Source organism: Tardiphaga sp. P9-11, from assembly GCF_008329525.1.
GTDB lineage: Bacteria > Pseudomonadota > Alphaproteobacteria > Rhizobiales > Xanthobacteraceae > Tardiphaga.
Map to the genome: position 1 here is coordinate 250,331 of NZ_NPKQ01000005.1, position 12,491 is coordinate 262,821.

The window sequence follows — 12,491 nt, forward strand, 5'->3', positions numbered from 1 at the left end:
CTGCATCCAACCGAAAGTATTCATGACGAAATCTGCGATTGCCCGGACCGCCAAGCCTTCTCGAAAGCCCGCTTCCCGCAAAACTGTTTCGCGCAAATCCGCCCCCGCCAAAAAGGCGGCGCGCAAGGTGGCGTCGAAATCATCGGCCAAATCGCCGGGGGGCAAGCTGCCGGAATGGAATCTCGCGGATCTCTATACGGCGATTGATGCGCCGGAGATTGCCAGGGATCTGGACAAGATCGATGCCGAATGCGCGGTCTTCGAAGCGGATTACAAGGGCAAGCTCGCGGAAGAGACGGCCCGACCCGGCGGCGGTGTGTGGCTCGCGGAAGCTGTTCGCCGTTATGAGGCGATCGACGATCTTGCCGGCCGGCTCGGTTCCTATGCCGGCCTCGTCCATGCCGGCGACAGCGTCGATCCCGCGATTTCGAAATTCTACGGTGACGTGTCCGAGCGCATCACTGCAGCGTCGGTGCATCTGCTGTTCTTCGGTCTCGAGCTCAACCGTATCGATGACGCTGTGATCGAGCAGGCGATGCAGGCGCCCGAGCTTGGCCACTACCGGCCGTGGATCGAAGACAGCCGCAAGGACAAGCCCTACCAGCTCGAAGACCGCGTCGAGCAGCTGTTTCACGAGAAGTCCCAGACGGGTTATGGCGCCTTCAACCGGCTGTTCGACCAGACTATCGCGGGGCTTCGCTTTAAGCTCGGTGGCAAGGAGCTGGCGATCGAGCCAACGTTGACCATGCTGCAGGACCGCGCGCCGGCCAAGCGCAAGGCGGCCGGGCAGGCGCTGGCGAAGACCTTCAAGGCCAATGAGCGTACCTTTGCACTGATCACCAACACGCTGGCCAAGGACAAGGAAATCTCCGACCGCTGGCGCGGTTTCCAGGACATTGCGGATTCCCGCCATCTCAATAACCGCGTTGAGCGCGAAGTGGTCGATGCACTGGTGTCGTCAGTGCGCGCTGCCTATCCGCGGCTGTCGCATCGCTATTATCAGTTGAAGGCGCGCTGGTTCGGCAAAAAGAAGCTCGCCCATTGGGATCGCAACGCGCCGCTACCATTCGCACCGACCGGCACGATTCCATGGTCGGATGCGCAGGACATGGTGCTGACCGCCTATGGCGCGTTTTCACCCGACATGGCCAATATTGCCAAGCGCTTCTTCACCGATCGCTGGATCGATGCGCCGGTGCGCCCGGGCAAGGCGCCCGGCGCCTTCTCGCATCCGACCACGCCGTCGGCGCACCCCTATGTGCTGATGAACTATCAGGGCAAGCCACGCGACGTGATGACGCTCGCCCACGAACTCGGCCACGGCGTGCATCAGGTGCTCGCTGCCCGCAACGGTGCGCTGATGGCGCCGACACCGCTGACGCTGGCCGAAACCGCCAGCGTGTTCGGTGAAATGCTGACCTTCAAGCGGCTGCTGTCGCAGACCAAGAGTGCCAAGCAGCGCCAGGCATTGCTCGCGGGCAAGGTCGAGGACATGATCAACACGGTGGTGCGGCAGATCGCGTTCTATTCATTCGAGCGCGCTGTTCACACCGAGCGTCGTCACGGCGAACTCACCGCGCAACGGCTCGGCGAACTTTGGCTCAGCGTGCAGACAGAAAGCCTCGGGCCGGCGATCGAGATCAAGCCGGGTTACGAGAACTTCTGGATGTACATCCCGCACTTCATCCATTCGCCGTTCTACGTCTATGCCTATGCCTTCGGCGATTGCCTCGTGAACTCGCTTTACGCTGTCTACGAGAACGCCCAGGAAGGTTTCGCGGAACGCTACCTCGCGATGCTCGCCGCCGGTGGAACCAAGCACTATTCCGAACTGCTGAAGCCGTTCGGACTGGATGCCAAAGATCCGACCTTCTGGGATGGCGGCCTGTCGGTCATCTCGGGGATGATCGATGAATTGGAGGCGATGGGGTAGGCGCCCCCTCGCTTCAATTCGATAGGGCGAAAAATTAGGCAAGTGCAGTCATCCACCGGCCTGACGCACTGCGGTATGCAAAGATTGCCGTGGTATGCCACGAACCGTTGCTCTCCATATCCAATTGCGCTAATTCCGTGGCAACATACGAAATGCGAGGCGGGAGACCCTGATGTCCGATCACAGCGAAGTCGCTTACACCACGGCCGATGGCAACGATTATCCGGCCCATGAGCAAACCTATGAGGGCTTTCTCATGCTGGTGAAGTGGGGCACCATCGGCGTCGTCGCTATCGTGGCCCTGATGGGCATCTTCCTCACCTGATCTATCGCTGATTGCGCCGCCCGGCTCGGTTGGCGTCCTGTCCTATTTGCTCACGCGCGTGCCTTGCGCCGCCGGAGGCCCCATGAAAATTGCCGTTGCCAAGGAAATCGATCCGTCTGAACCGCGCGTGGCGATCTCGCCCGACACGGTGAAGAAGTTTAAGGCGCTCGGCGTCGATGTCGCCATCGAGCCCGGCGCCGGCATCAAGTCCGGCCTGCCGGATTCGGAATACACCGCTGTCGGCGCGACCATCGCTGCCGATGCGGTGAAGGACGCCGACATCGTCATCAAGGTGAAGCGTCCCGAGGTGTCCGAACTCGCCGGTTACAAGCGCGGTGCGCTGGTGATCGCGATCATGGACCCCTATGGCAACGACGCGGCGCTGAAGGCGATGGCCGATGCCGGCGTGTCAGCCTTTGCGATGGAGCTGATGCCGCGCATCACCCGCGCGCAGGTGATGGACGTGCTGTCGTCGCAGGCCAATCTCGCCGGCTACCGCGCCGTGATCGAAGCCGCCGAGAGCTTCGGTCGCGCCTTCCCGATGATGATGACCGCGGCGGGCACCATCCCGGCTGCCAAGGTGTTCGTGATGGGTGTCGGCGTCGCCGGGCTGCAGGCGATCGCGACCGCGCGCCGCCTCGGTGCGGTCGTTACCGCGACCGACGTGCGGCCGGCTACGAAAGAGCAGGTCGAAAGCCTCGGCGCGAAATTCCTGGCCGTGGAAGACGACGAGTTCAAGAACGCGCAGACCGCCGGCGGCTACGCCAAGGAAATGTCCAAGGAATATCAGGTCAAGCAGGCCGCGCTTACTGCCGAGCACATCAAGAAGCAGGACATCATTATCACCACCGCGCTGATCCCGGGCCGGCCTGCGCCGCGTCTGGTCACCGCCGAGATGGTCGCGTCGATGAAGCCCGGTTCGGTGCTGATCGATCTCGCTGTCGAACGCGGTGGCAATGTCGAAGGCGCCAAGCCTGGCGAAGTTGCTGACGTCAACGGCATCAAGATCGTTGGCTATACCAATGTCGCCGGTCGCGTCGCCGCCTCGGCATCGAGCCTCTATGCGCGCAATCTGTTCTCGTTCATCGAAACGCTGGTCAACAAAGAGACCAAGGCGCTCGCGGTGAATTGGGACGACGAACTGGTCAAGGCGACGGCTTTGACCAAGGACGGCGCCGTCATTCATCCGAATTTCCAGCCGAAGACCGCGTAAGGAGCACCACCATGGATCATGCCTCGCTGGTCAGCCCGTTCGTCTTTCAGCTTTCGATCTTCGTGCTCGCGGTTTTCGTGGGTTACTTCGTGGTGTGGTCGGTGACCCCCGCGCTGCATACGCCGCTGATGTCGGTGACCAATGCGATCTCTTCGGTGATCGTGGTCGGCGCACTGCTTGCGGTCGGCGTCGGCATGGTCGGCAGTGGCGGCGCCTTGGCGCGCGGCTTCGGCTTCGTCGCGCTGATTTTTGCATGCGTCAATATTTTCGGCGGCTTCCTAGTCACGCAGCGCATGCTTGCGATGTACCAGAAGAAAAAGAAGTAAGGGCAGCCCGATGAACGCCAATCTCGCCGCACTGCTCTATCTCGTCGCGGGCATCCTCTTCATCCTGTCGCTGCGCGGGCTGTCCAGCCCGGCATCCAGCCGGCAGGGCAATTTCCTCGGCATGGCCGGCATGGTCATCGCCGTGGGTACCACGCTCGCCGCGCATCCGCCGGCCGATGCGCTTGGCTGGATCCTGGTGATCCTTGGCATCGCCATCGGTGGCGGCATCGGCGCTGTTATCGCCAAGCGCGTGCCGATGACCTCGATGCCCGAACTGGTCGCCGCCTTCCACTCGCTGGTCGGTATGGCCGCGGTGCTGGTCGCCGCCGGCGCGTTCTATGCGCCGGAAGCCTTCGGCATTCTCGATCCGGTGACCAAGAAGATCGTGGGCGCGAGCCTCGTCGAAATGTCGCTCGGTGTCGCCATCGGCGCGCTGACCTTCACGGGCTCCGTCATTGCCTTCGCCAAACTCTCGGGCCGCATGAGCGGCTCTCCGATCATTCTGCCGGCGCGTCACATCATTAACATCGTGCTCGCACTGGCGCTGGTGTTCTTCATCTATGGCCTGGTGCATTCCGGTAGCGCGGTCGACTTCTGGATGATCACCATCCTCGCGCTGGTGCTAGGCGCCTTGCTGATCATTCCGATCGGCGGTGCCGACATGCCGGTTGTGATCTCGATGCTGAATTCGTATTCGGGTTGGGCCGCCGCCGGTATCGGCTTCACGCTGGGCAACTCGGCGCTGATCATCACTGGTGCGCTGGTCGGCTCGTCCGGTGCAATCCTGTCCTACATCATGTGCCACGCGATGAATCGTTCGTTCATCTCGGTCATCCTCGGCGGCTTTGGAGGCGAGACCGCGGCAGCCGGTGGTGGCGCCGGCGGCGAAGTGCGCCCGGTCAAGCTCGGTTCGGCCGACGACGCAGCTTTTATTTTGAAGAACGCGCAAAAGGTCATCATCGTGCCCGGCTACGGCATGGCGGTGGCGCAGGCACAGCATGCGCTGCGCGAAATGGCCGATACGCTGAAGAAGGAAGGCGTCGAGGTGAAATATGCCATTCATCCGGTCGCTGGTCGTATGCCCGGCCACATGAACGTGCTGCTGGCGGAAGCCAACGTGCCTTACGATGAGGTGTTCGAACTCGAGGACATCAATTCGGAATTCGCGCAGGCCGACATCGCCTTCGTGATCGGCGCGAATGACGTCACGAATCCGGCGGCGGAAGACGACAAGACCTCGCCGATCTATGGCATGCCGGTGCTGCAGGTGTGGAAGGCCGGCACCGTGATGTTCATCAAGCGCTCGCTAGCCTCCGGCTATGCCGGCATCGACAACCCGTTGTTCTATCGCGATAACACCATGATGCTGCTGGGTGACGCGAAGAAGGTCACCGAGAATATCGTCAAGGCGATGTGAGAGATCCTGGAACCTGAAACGAAAAATGCCCGGCGATGCGCCGGGCATTTTTATTGCTGGGTGGCCTGGACGCTCCTTAAGACGCCATCCGATGCATCGCGCAAAGCTTGTTACCGACGGGGTCGCGCAGATAAGCGAGATAGAGCTTCATGCCGCCCATGTCGCGTACGCCCGGGGGATCCTCACAGGTGGTGGCGCCATTGGCGACACCCATCGCGTGCCAGGCATCGACTTCTTCGGTGGATTTGGCATTGAAGCCGATCGTACCGCCATTGGCCGGCGTGGCGAAATTGCCGTCGATCGGCTTGGACACCGAGAAAGTACCGGTTTTGGTGCGATAGAAGATCCGGTGACGGTCGACCACGGCGGGTTGGACGCTCAGCGTGCCGAGCAGCTTGTCATAGAAATTTTTCGCGGCGTCCAAGTCGTTGGTGCCGATCATAACATGTGAAAACATCTCGCTTCCTCTCCCACTTTCTTGCAATCTCACCTTCGGGTGATACGCAATTATACGCATCATCCGCCGCTTGGCGAGGCGGCATCACGCATCTGCGCAACCGATAGCGCGGCTACGCATTGGTTCTATGTAGCCTCGCCTTGAGTCCCTTCACACCGCAGGACGCCGATCAGATGTCAGTACAGCCCGTGCCCAAATCGTCCTGGATTTTCCCGGCGCTCGCTGTTGCGTTTGTTGCAGCGACAACTGCGCTCAGCCTGAGCTTCACGCCGTCCGTGTCCGGACTGATGTTCGCCGCGGTCCTGCTGGTGATCCTGTTCGGCACGGTCTTCGCCGCAGTCCATCATGCCGAGGTGATCGCCCACAAGATCGGTGAGCCCTATGGCACGCTGCTGTTGACGCTGTCGGTCATCATCATCGAAGTGGCGGTGATTGCTACGATCATGATCGGCGACAAGTCTGCTCCGACGCTAGCGCGGGATACGGTATTCGCTGTCGTTATGATCGTCTGCAACGGCCTTGTCGGTCTCTGTATCCTGGCCGGCGGCTTGCGCTACACCGAGCAGGAATTCCAGGTCAGTGGCGCCAAGGTCTATCTCAGTGTGCTGATCGTGTTGTCGACCATCACGTTGATCCTGCCGAATTACACACTGACGACACCCGGGCCATTATACTCCGCCCTGCAGCTCGCCTTCGTCAGCGTCGTGACCATGATCCTCTACGGCCTGTTCCTCTACACGCAGACGGTGCTGCATCGGGATTACTTCATCAACGATGGTGCGGAAGATGATGACGGCCACCCACCGGCGCATTCGATCACGATGAACGGTGTGCTTCTCGTGGTCTCGCTGGTCGCGGTGGTTCTGTTGGCGAAATCATTCTCCGTGGTTGTCGATGCCGGCGGCGCCGCGATCGGCGCGCCGCCGGCCTTTACCGGTATTGTCGTGGCGCTGCTGGTGCTGTTGCCCGAAAGCGTTGCCGCGATCTCTGCGGCGCGTCACAACAAGTTGCAGAAGAGCATCAACTTGTCGCTTGGCTCCGCGCTGGCGACGATCAGCCTCACCATCCCCGCCGTTGCGCTCGCCGCCTATCTGCTGGGCAAACCGTTGCTGCTCGGCCTGCCGCAAAGTGAAATGGTGCTGCTGATCATGACATTCGCCATCAGCATGCTGACCTTCGCCACAGGCGTGACAAACATCCTGTTCGGGATGGTGCACATGTTAGTCTTTGCTGTATTCCTCTTGACGGTATTCGCACCGTAACGACCAGAGGAAATCAAAATGTTCGCTGCCCAATCCGACGTTCAGCAGGACACGCCCGAAGTTCGCGTCACCGAATGGCGTCTCGCGCCTGGCGCGGCGACTGGTCACCACACCCACGGCATGGACTATGTGATCGTTCCGATCACCACGAGCGTGATGACAATCGTTGCGCCGGACGGCACCCGCTCGCAGGCGCCGATCACGACCGGCAAGTCCTATTTCCGTAAGGCAGGCGTCGAGCATGACGTGCTGAATGAAACCGACAAGGAAATCGTGTTTCTCGAGGTCGAGGTTAAGAAAGCTTAACCTTATCGGCCTCCAGCGGTTGCCGGTTCATTGTGTAGCCGGCTGAGGATCGCCTGAAACAATTCAATGCGACGGGTTGGAACTTTGCCTTCGATCCGTCGCGATTGATCCCTGAATCAGCCTCAAATTCCCAGCATGAAGCAGGTCGGGGAAGAGGCCGGTCCATGCTGCAGAAATATCTCTCTAAGTTCACCATCGATATCTTGCCATCAATTCTGGCAACGATCGTGGGTGCCTATATCGTCAATCACTACATCATCCCGAAGGCGAACCCGGATCGGCCCGCTGCGGCTGTTGCATCGACGCCTGCGGAGCCGAAGTCTGACACCAAGGCAGCGACGGCGAAGCCCTCCGAGAACTCTGCCGACCTCGCCAATTTGCCCGAATCTGCCCCGGCCAAGGTCGGCGACAGGCCGGTGGTCGAGAAGGCCAGCATTGAAAAGCCTGAGACCGCCAGCGCACCTGAGCCGCGCCGCCATCAGCCGGCATTGCGGGAGAAGGCCATCGCCAAACCTGCGCCGACTCCAGCCGCGCCTGCGCCCGTGCTTGCCACCGTGGGGACTGCACCGGTGGCGAATGCCAGTGCCGATGAACGCCGCGATGCCAACGATCTTGCCCGTGCCGCCATTGAGCGTCTGAACCGCAGCGAGCCGCGTCCCCAGGAAGCTGCCCGTACGCCTGAGACCCCACGTGCGCCAGAGGCGCCGCGCGTACAGGACGCCGCACGGACTGTTGCCCCTCCGTCGATGCAGCAGTTGCCTCCGCCGATCATGGTGGCGACACCAAGCGTCGAGAAGTTCGATCCTATGTCTTCGCCGCAGTCTGAGCGTTCCGAGGCGCGGCACATGCGTCCGCCCGGTGAAATCCCCGCAGCGCAGCCCATGGATCTGCAGGCGAATGCTGCTGCAACGCCGCGACCCGAGCGCACCAATGTGGCCGAAGACGTGCTGTCTGCGGCGAAGTCAGTGTTCAATTCGGTGATCCCGCACCCGTTCGAGCGGTAATTCAAAACAGTGCGCTAACCTGCGCGTCCACCTGTTCGGGCGAGGCCGTTGCGTGCCGTATCGTCCCTCGGGCGTAGCGCGACAGCACGGCTGTAGGAGTCCGCAGCCTTGGTCCTGTCACCAAGCTTCTCATAGGTCGCGCCGCGGGTCAGCCAGACCTGTGCATTGCCCGGTGCCACCTGCGATGCCTCGTCGAGGTCCGCCGCGGCTTCCTGGTTCTTGCCAAGTGCGAGATAGCATTGCGCACGGCCGAGCAGGGGATCGGCCTGCTGCGGCGTCAGGCCATTGGCTGACGTAAAATCCGCGATGGCGAATTCGTACTTCTTCTCGGACTGATAGAGCATGCCGCGCTGGTAAAAGGTCTGCGCGCTGTGTGGATCGAGGTCGAGTGCCTGATTATAGGCCAGCAGCGCGTCGTCCGGTTTGCCAGACTGTGCGAGGGCCTGCGCGCGTGCAGCGTGGATCTGCGCATCCTGCGGATTGGTCTTGCCGGTATTCGCGGGCGACGGCGGCACCACGGCCGTTGTCTTCGGTTCGTCCCTGTCGGACCCCGGCGTGAGTGATGACAGGTTGAACGAGCAGCCGCCGCACAGACTCCCCGCAACAAGGGCCACCGCGGTAAGGCCGTGGGCGCCGAAACGGGACGGGGACTTGCGGACCGTGAATTCCATGCAGGCAAATCTCACGCAGCGACCGGTGACCATTGGTAGCGCGACATTGAGTGAAATGCATCCGGTCAAAAAATGCCGCGTGCGGTGGATAGCCCGCGCAAAAAGCGATTGCGCAAAAAAATAACGCGGGCTTTTGGCCCGCGTTATGGAACTCGTATGAGTAATCGCTTTTAGCGCGGTGCGCGCGGAGCAGCGCCTGCGCCGGGACGGCCGCCACGCTCAGCGCCAGGACCCGCGCCGAACACCGGCTTCGGCTTCATCGGCAGCAGGCCTTCACGCTGCAGCTTCTTGCGAGCCAGCTTGCGTGCGCGACGCACAGCCTCAGCCTTCTCGCGAGCCTTCTTCTCAGAGGGCTTCTCGTAGTGACCGCGGAGCTTCATCTCGCGGAAAATACCCTCGCGCTGCATCTTCTTCTTCAGCGCCTTGAGAGCCTGATCGACATTATTATCGCGAACGAGAACCTGCACGCGGCATCCTCTTTTCAATTGGTCGGATTTGAATTTCGGTAAAGTGAAGGGCCGACAAAGGCCATGCCCTTAACCTCAAGGGCGCCGATGTACCAGATGAAATGGCAAATGTCCACCTTGCGGCGTTGCCATTTTAACCTCCTGGGCCGAGAAAATAACGTGTTTTTCCGAATTTCATCGGGTGGGGATAGGGCAGGTTCCCTGTCTCGACAGGTATTGGAGCACGGAAGCATAATTCCCGCGGCGACTCAGCCGGGACGCCGATTACGACCGGAGAGCATCATGAACGGGAAAAAATACGCGGCCGAGCTGATCGGCACCTTTTGGCTCACATTTGCGGGTTGCGGCAGCGCCGTGATCGCGGCGGCATTTCCGCAGGTGGGTATCGGTCTCGTCGGCGTCTCGCTGGCCTTCGGCCTCAGCGTCGTAACCATGGCCTATGCCATCGGCCACATTTCGGGCTGCCATCTTAATCCTGCGGTCACCGTAGGGCTTGCAGCGGGCGGACGGTTCCCCGCCGGCCAGATTCTCCCTTACGTTATTGCGCAGGTGATCGGCGCTGTGGCGGCTGCGGCCTTGTTGTATGTCATCGCCAGCGGCGCTGCCGGTTTCGACTTGGCCAAGGGTTTTGCTTCGAACGGCTACGGCGATCATTCGCCCGGCAAATACAGCATGGTGGCAGGCTTCATCATGGAAGTAGTGATGACCATGATGTTCCTGTTCATCATCATGGGATCCACCCACGGCAAGGCGCCAGCGGGCTTCGCGCCGCTGGCGATCGGGCTTGCGCTGGTGATGATCCACCTCGTCAGCATTCCAGTTACCAATACGTCGGTGAATCCGGCGCGCAGCACCGGACCGGCATTGTTTGTTGGCGGCTGGGCACTGCAGCAGCTGTGGATGTTCTGGGTGGCGCCGCTGGTTGGCGGTGTTCTTGGCGGCGCGATCTATCGCTGGCTGAGTGACGAGCCGACTGGTGTAGTGGAAGGTAAGGCGACCACCTGACGAATGAGGCGATGAAGCCGGCGTCGTTACGTCGCCGGCTTCACCTCAACCACATGTCCCATCTTGCGGCCGGGCTTTGGCGCGCCCTTGCCGTAGAGATGTACGGTGGCGCCTGGGACGGTGAGCCACTTGCCATAGTCGAGAATGTCGTCGCCAATCAGGTTGGTCATGGTGACCTGACCATGGCGCACGGCTTTGGCCAGCGGCCAGCCCGCGATGGCGCGGATGTGTTGTTCGAACTGCGATACCGAGGCGCCATCGAGCGTCCAGTGGCCGGAATTATGCACGCGTGGCGCGATTTCATTGACGACCAGCGTCGCGCCGTCAATTGCGTCCTTTTGGCCCGGCACGACAAACAGTTCGACGGCAAAGACGCCGATATAGCCCAGCGCAGTGCCGATCTTCTCGGCGATCTCGCGTGCCTTCGCAGCAAGCGCGTCGGAGATGCGCGCGGGCGCATAGGAGAATTTCAGGATGTGATCGCGATGCTCGTTTTCGGTGACGTCGAAACATTCGACATGGCCGTCGGCGCCGCGTGCAGCGATGACCGAGACCTCGCGTTCGAACGGGACGAAGGCTTCGAGAATCGCGGAGTTGGTACCGAGATCATTCCAGACCTGATCGAGATCGTCACCCTCCCGGATGATCGCCTGGCCCTTGCCATCATAGCCGAAGCGCCGCGTCTTGATGACAGCGGGCAGGCCGATGGTCTTGATTGCAGCGCGCAGCTCGCCGGCATTCGCGACACCTGCGTAACCGGCCGTGCCGATGCCCAGCGACGTCACAAAATCCTTCTCGGCCAGACGATCCTGCGTGGTCTGCAGGATTGTCTGCGCAGGCAGAACCGGGCGCCGCGCGTTAAGGATCATCGCGGTGGCGGCAGGCACGTTCTCGAATTCGTAGGTGATGACGTCGCAATCACTGGCGAACAGTTCGAGCGCCTCGACATCGGCATATTCCGCGCAGGTCGCGTTCTGCACCACGTCGAAAGCCGGCGAATCCGGATCCGGTGAAAAAACCTGACAGCGGAGGCCGAGGCGTGCTGCGGACATCGCCAACATGCGACCGAGCTGGCCGCCACCAAGAATGCCGATCGTGTCGCCGGGCTTGAGAGCCTTCGTCACTACAGCGCTCACGCCGCACCTTCCGGCTTTTCAGCCACGGCATCGGTCTGCGCCTTACGCCAGGCAGCGAGCTTTGTTGCCAATGCCGTGTCGTGCAGCGCCAGCACGCTCGCCGCGAGCAGTGCCGCGTTGATCGCGCCGGGCTTGCCAATGGCCAGCGTCCCGACAGGCACCCCGCCCGGCATCTGTACGATCGAATAAAGCGAGTCGACGCCGGACAGCGCCTTGGATTCCACGGGCACGCCGAACACCGGGAGCTCCGTCAATGCCGCGGCCATGCCGGGCAAATGCGCAGCGCCGCCGGCACCGGCGATGATGATCTGGAAGCCCGCTGCCTTGGCGCCCTTGGCGAATGCGAACAGCCGGTCCGGCGTACGGTGGGCCGAGACGATGCAGGCCTCATGGGATACGCCGAGTGCAGCCAGCGTTTCGGCGGCATGGCGCATGGTTTCCCAGTCCGATTGGCTTCCCATAATAATGGCGACGGGCGCGGTCATTCCGTATTTTCTTTCGCGAATCCAGAAAGATAGGCTGGAAATACAATGTCGTCCCCTTGCGTGGCAAGGAGGGTGGCAAAGGTGATCTCGTCTTGGTGAAGACTGGCAAGCCTTGTAACAAATCCCATGCAAAAGAAAACCCGAACGCCTGCTGCAAAGTCGGTCAAACGTTCCATGAAGCCGGCATTTCGGGGTTCCAGGGCGCTGGCGTCGCTGCCGAAAAGCCGCGCGCCGGCGGTCGCGCTGACGATCCGGCGGCGGAGGCGTAACTTACAGAGGTGCAGGCGAAGGTTGCCGAATTGCGTGCTTCGGCGGGAACCGATGTCCTGCTCGACATTCTCAACCGCCGTGGCTTAGCCCGCGAGCTGATCCGCGCCGTGGCCTTCCTCGCCCGCCATAGCGAACGGGTGCACCGATTGTGCTCGATGTCGACCGCCTCAAGCCGATCAACGACGCCTTCGGTCACGCGGCCAGCGCAAGACCG

15 protein-coding genes are annotated in these 12,491 nt (G+C 61.5%); 9 read left to right on the forward strand and 6 right to left on the reverse strand.

The genetic code is table 11. The features are described from left to right. The first annotated feature begins 22 nt into the window (after window positions 1-22). The 5 genes from CIW50_RS18870 (at window position 23) to CIW50_RS18890 (ending at window position 5,214) form a co-directional block, all read left to right on the forward strand. Window positions 23-1,933, forward strand: coding sequence for a M3 family oligoendopeptidase (locus CIW50_RS18870; protein WP_149532738.1), 1,911 nt, complete (start codon window positions 23-25; stop codon window positions 1,931-1,933). 172 nt (window positions 1,934-2,105) lie between these two features. After that, entirely contained in the window at window positions 2,106-2,258 is a 153-nt protein-coding gene (locus CIW50_RS18875) for an aa3-type cytochrome c oxidase subunit IV (protein ID WP_092145749.1), read from the forward strand. Window positions 2,259-2,340: 82 nt separating this feature from the next. Further along, entirely contained in the window at window positions 2,341-3,471 is a 1,131-nt protein-coding gene (locus CIW50_RS18880; RefSeq protein WP_149532739.1) for a Re/Si-specific NAD(P)(+) transhydrogenase subunit alpha, read from the forward strand. Between the two features lie 11 nt (window positions 3,472-3,482). After that, entirely contained in the window at window positions 3,483-3,797 is a 315-nt protein-coding gene (locus CIW50_RS18885; RefSeq protein ID WP_149532740.1) for a proton-translocating transhydrogenase family protein, read from the forward strand. A gap of 10 nt (window positions 3,798-3,807) precedes the next feature. Further along, the gene (locus tag CIW50_RS18890) at window positions 3,808-5,214 is read left to right on the forward strand and encodes an NAD(P)(+) transhydrogenase (Re/Si-specific) subunit beta (protein WP_149532741.1); all 1,407 of its coding nucleotides are present in this window, start codon (window positions 3,808-3,810) and stop codon (window positions 5,212-5,214) included. Window positions 5,215-5,290: 76 nt separating this feature from the next. Here CIW50_RS18890 and CIW50_RS18895 read toward each other — a convergent pair whose 3' ends face one another. Beyond that, window positions 5,291-5,671, reverse strand: a complete 381-nt coding sequence (locus tag CIW50_RS18895) for a VOC family protein (RefSeq protein WP_149532742.1) — start codon at window positions 5,669-5,671, stop codon at window positions 5,291-5,293. 173 nt (window positions 5,672-5,844) lie between these two features. Here CIW50_RS18895 and CIW50_RS18900 point away from each other — a divergent pair, with 173 nt between their 5' ends. The 3 genes from CIW50_RS18900 (at window position 5,845) to CIW50_RS18910 (ending at window position 8,243) form a co-directional block, all read left to right on the forward strand. Beyond that, complete coding sequence (locus tag CIW50_RS18900; RefSeq protein ID WP_149532743.1) at window positions 5,845-6,933, forward strand: calcium:cation antiporter; 1,089 nt, start codon at window positions 5,845-5,847, stop codon at window positions 6,931-6,933. 18 nt (window positions 6,934-6,951) lie between these two features. Then, the gene (locus CIW50_RS18905) at window positions 6,952-7,239 is read left to right on the forward strand and encodes a cupin domain-containing protein (RefSeq protein WP_149532744.1); all 288 of its coding nucleotides are present in this window, start codon (window positions 6,952-6,954) and stop codon (window positions 7,237-7,239) included. 164 nt (window positions 7,240-7,403) lie between these two features. Next, complete coding sequence (locus CIW50_RS18910; RefSeq protein ID WP_349636746.1) at window positions 7,404-8,243, forward strand: hypothetical protein; 840 nt, start codon at window positions 7,404-7,406, stop codon at window positions 8,241-8,243. A 14-nt stretch (window positions 8,244-8,257) separates the two neighbouring features. Here CIW50_RS18910 and CIW50_RS18915 read toward each other — a convergent pair whose 3' ends face one another. Together CIW50_RS18915 and rpsU are read right to left on the reverse strand one after the other, a co-directional pair. Beyond that, window positions 8,258-8,914: a tetratricopeptide repeat protein gene (locus CIW50_RS18915; RefSeq protein WP_149532745.1), complete on the reverse strand. Its 657-nt coding sequence runs from the start codon at window positions 8,912-8,914 to the stop codon at window positions 8,258-8,260. Window positions 8,915-9,084: 170 nt separating this feature from the next. Continuing rightward, window positions 9,085-9,381: a 30S ribosomal protein S21 gene (gene rpsU, locus CIW50_RS18920; RefSeq protein ID WP_149532746.1), complete on the reverse strand. Its 297-nt coding sequence runs from the start codon at window positions 9,379-9,381 to the stop codon at window positions 9,085-9,087. Between the two features lie 282 nt (window positions 9,382-9,663). Between rpsU and aqpZ the strand changes: the two genes are divergently transcribed. Continuing rightward, a complete protein-coding gene (aqpZ, locus tag CIW50_RS18925) occupies window positions 9,664-10,386 on the forward strand; it encodes an aquaporin Z (protein ID WP_149532747.1) in 723 nt (240 codons plus the stop codon). Window positions 10,387-10,412: 26 nt separating this feature from the next. Here aqpZ and CIW50_RS18930 read toward each other — a convergent pair whose 3' ends face one another. Genes CIW50_RS18930 through CIW50_RS18940 form a run of 3 tightly spaced genes read right to left on the reverse strand, consistent with a single transcriptional unit; the run spans window position 10,413 to window position 12,183 of the window. After that, on the reverse strand, window positions 10,413-11,510 hold the full coding sequence (locus CIW50_RS18930) for a 5-(carboxyamino)imidazole ribonucleotide synthase (protein ID WP_283808850.1): 1,098 nt from the start codon (window positions 11,508-11,510) through the stop codon (window positions 10,413-10,415). An 8-nt stretch (window positions 11,511-11,518) separates the two neighbouring features. Next, a complete protein-coding gene (gene purE / locus CIW50_RS18935; protein WP_149532749.1) occupies window positions 11,519-12,007 on the reverse strand; it encodes a 5-(carboxyamino)imidazole ribonucleotide mutase in 489 nt (162 codons plus the stop codon). After that, complete coding sequence (locus tag CIW50_RS18940; protein ID WP_149532750.1) at window positions 12,004-12,183, reverse strand: hypothetical protein; 180 nt, start codon at window positions 12,181-12,183, stop codon at window positions 12,004-12,006. The genes purE and CIW50_RS18940 overlap by 4 nt, the downstream gene beginning before the upstream one ends. Window positions 12,184-12,491 lie beyond the last annotated feature (308 nt).

Coding starts and splice junctions, on each gene's coding strand:
- CIW50_RS18870 (WP_149532738.1), top strand. CDS start 23: ATGACGAAATCTGCGATTGCCCGGACCGCCAAGCCTTCTCGAAAGCCC.
- CIW50_RS18875 (WP_092145749.1), top strand. CDS start 2,106: ATGTCCGATCACAGCGAAGTCGCTTACACCACGGCCGATGGCAACGAT.
- CIW50_RS18880 (WP_149532739.1), top strand. CDS start 2,341: ATGAAAATTGCCGTTGCCAAGGAAATCGATCCGTCTGAACCGCGCGTG.
- CIW50_RS18885 (WP_149532740.1), top strand. CDS start 3,483: ATGGATCATGCCTCGCTGGTCAGCCCGTTCGTCTTTCAGCTTTCGATC.
- CIW50_RS18890 (WP_149532741.1), top strand. CDS start 3,808: ATGAACGCCAATCTCGCCGCACTGCTCTATCTCGTCGCGGGCATCCTC.
- CIW50_RS18895 (WP_149532742.1), bottom strand. CDS start 5,671: ATGTTTTCACATGTTATGATCGGCACCAACGACTTGGACGCCGCGAAA.
- CIW50_RS18900 (WP_149532743.1), top strand. CDS start 5,845: ATGTCAGTACAGCCCGTGCCCAAATCGTCCTGGATTTTCCCGGCGCTC.
- CIW50_RS18905 (WP_149532744.1), top strand. CDS start 6,952: ATGTTCGCTGCCCAATCCGACGTTCAGCAGGACACGCCCGAAGTTCGC.
- CIW50_RS18910 (WP_349636746.1), top strand. CDS start 7,404: ATGCTGCAGAAATATCTCTCTAAGTTCACCATCGATATCTTGCCATCA.
- CIW50_RS18915 (WP_149532745.1), bottom strand. CDS start 8,914: ATGGAATTCACGGTCCGCAAGTCCCCGTCCCGTTTCGGCGCCCACGGC.
- aqpZ (WP_149532747.1), top strand. CDS start 9,664: ATGAACGGGAAAAAATACGCGGCCGAGCTGATCGGCACCTTTTGGCTC.
- purE (WP_149532749.1), bottom strand. CDS start 12,007: ATGACCGCGCCCGTCGCCATTATTATGGGAAGCCAATCGGACTGGGAA.
- CIW50_RS18940 (WP_149532750.1), bottom strand. CDS start 12,183: ATGGAACGTTTGACCGACTTTGCAGCAGGCGTTCGGGTTTTCTTTTGC.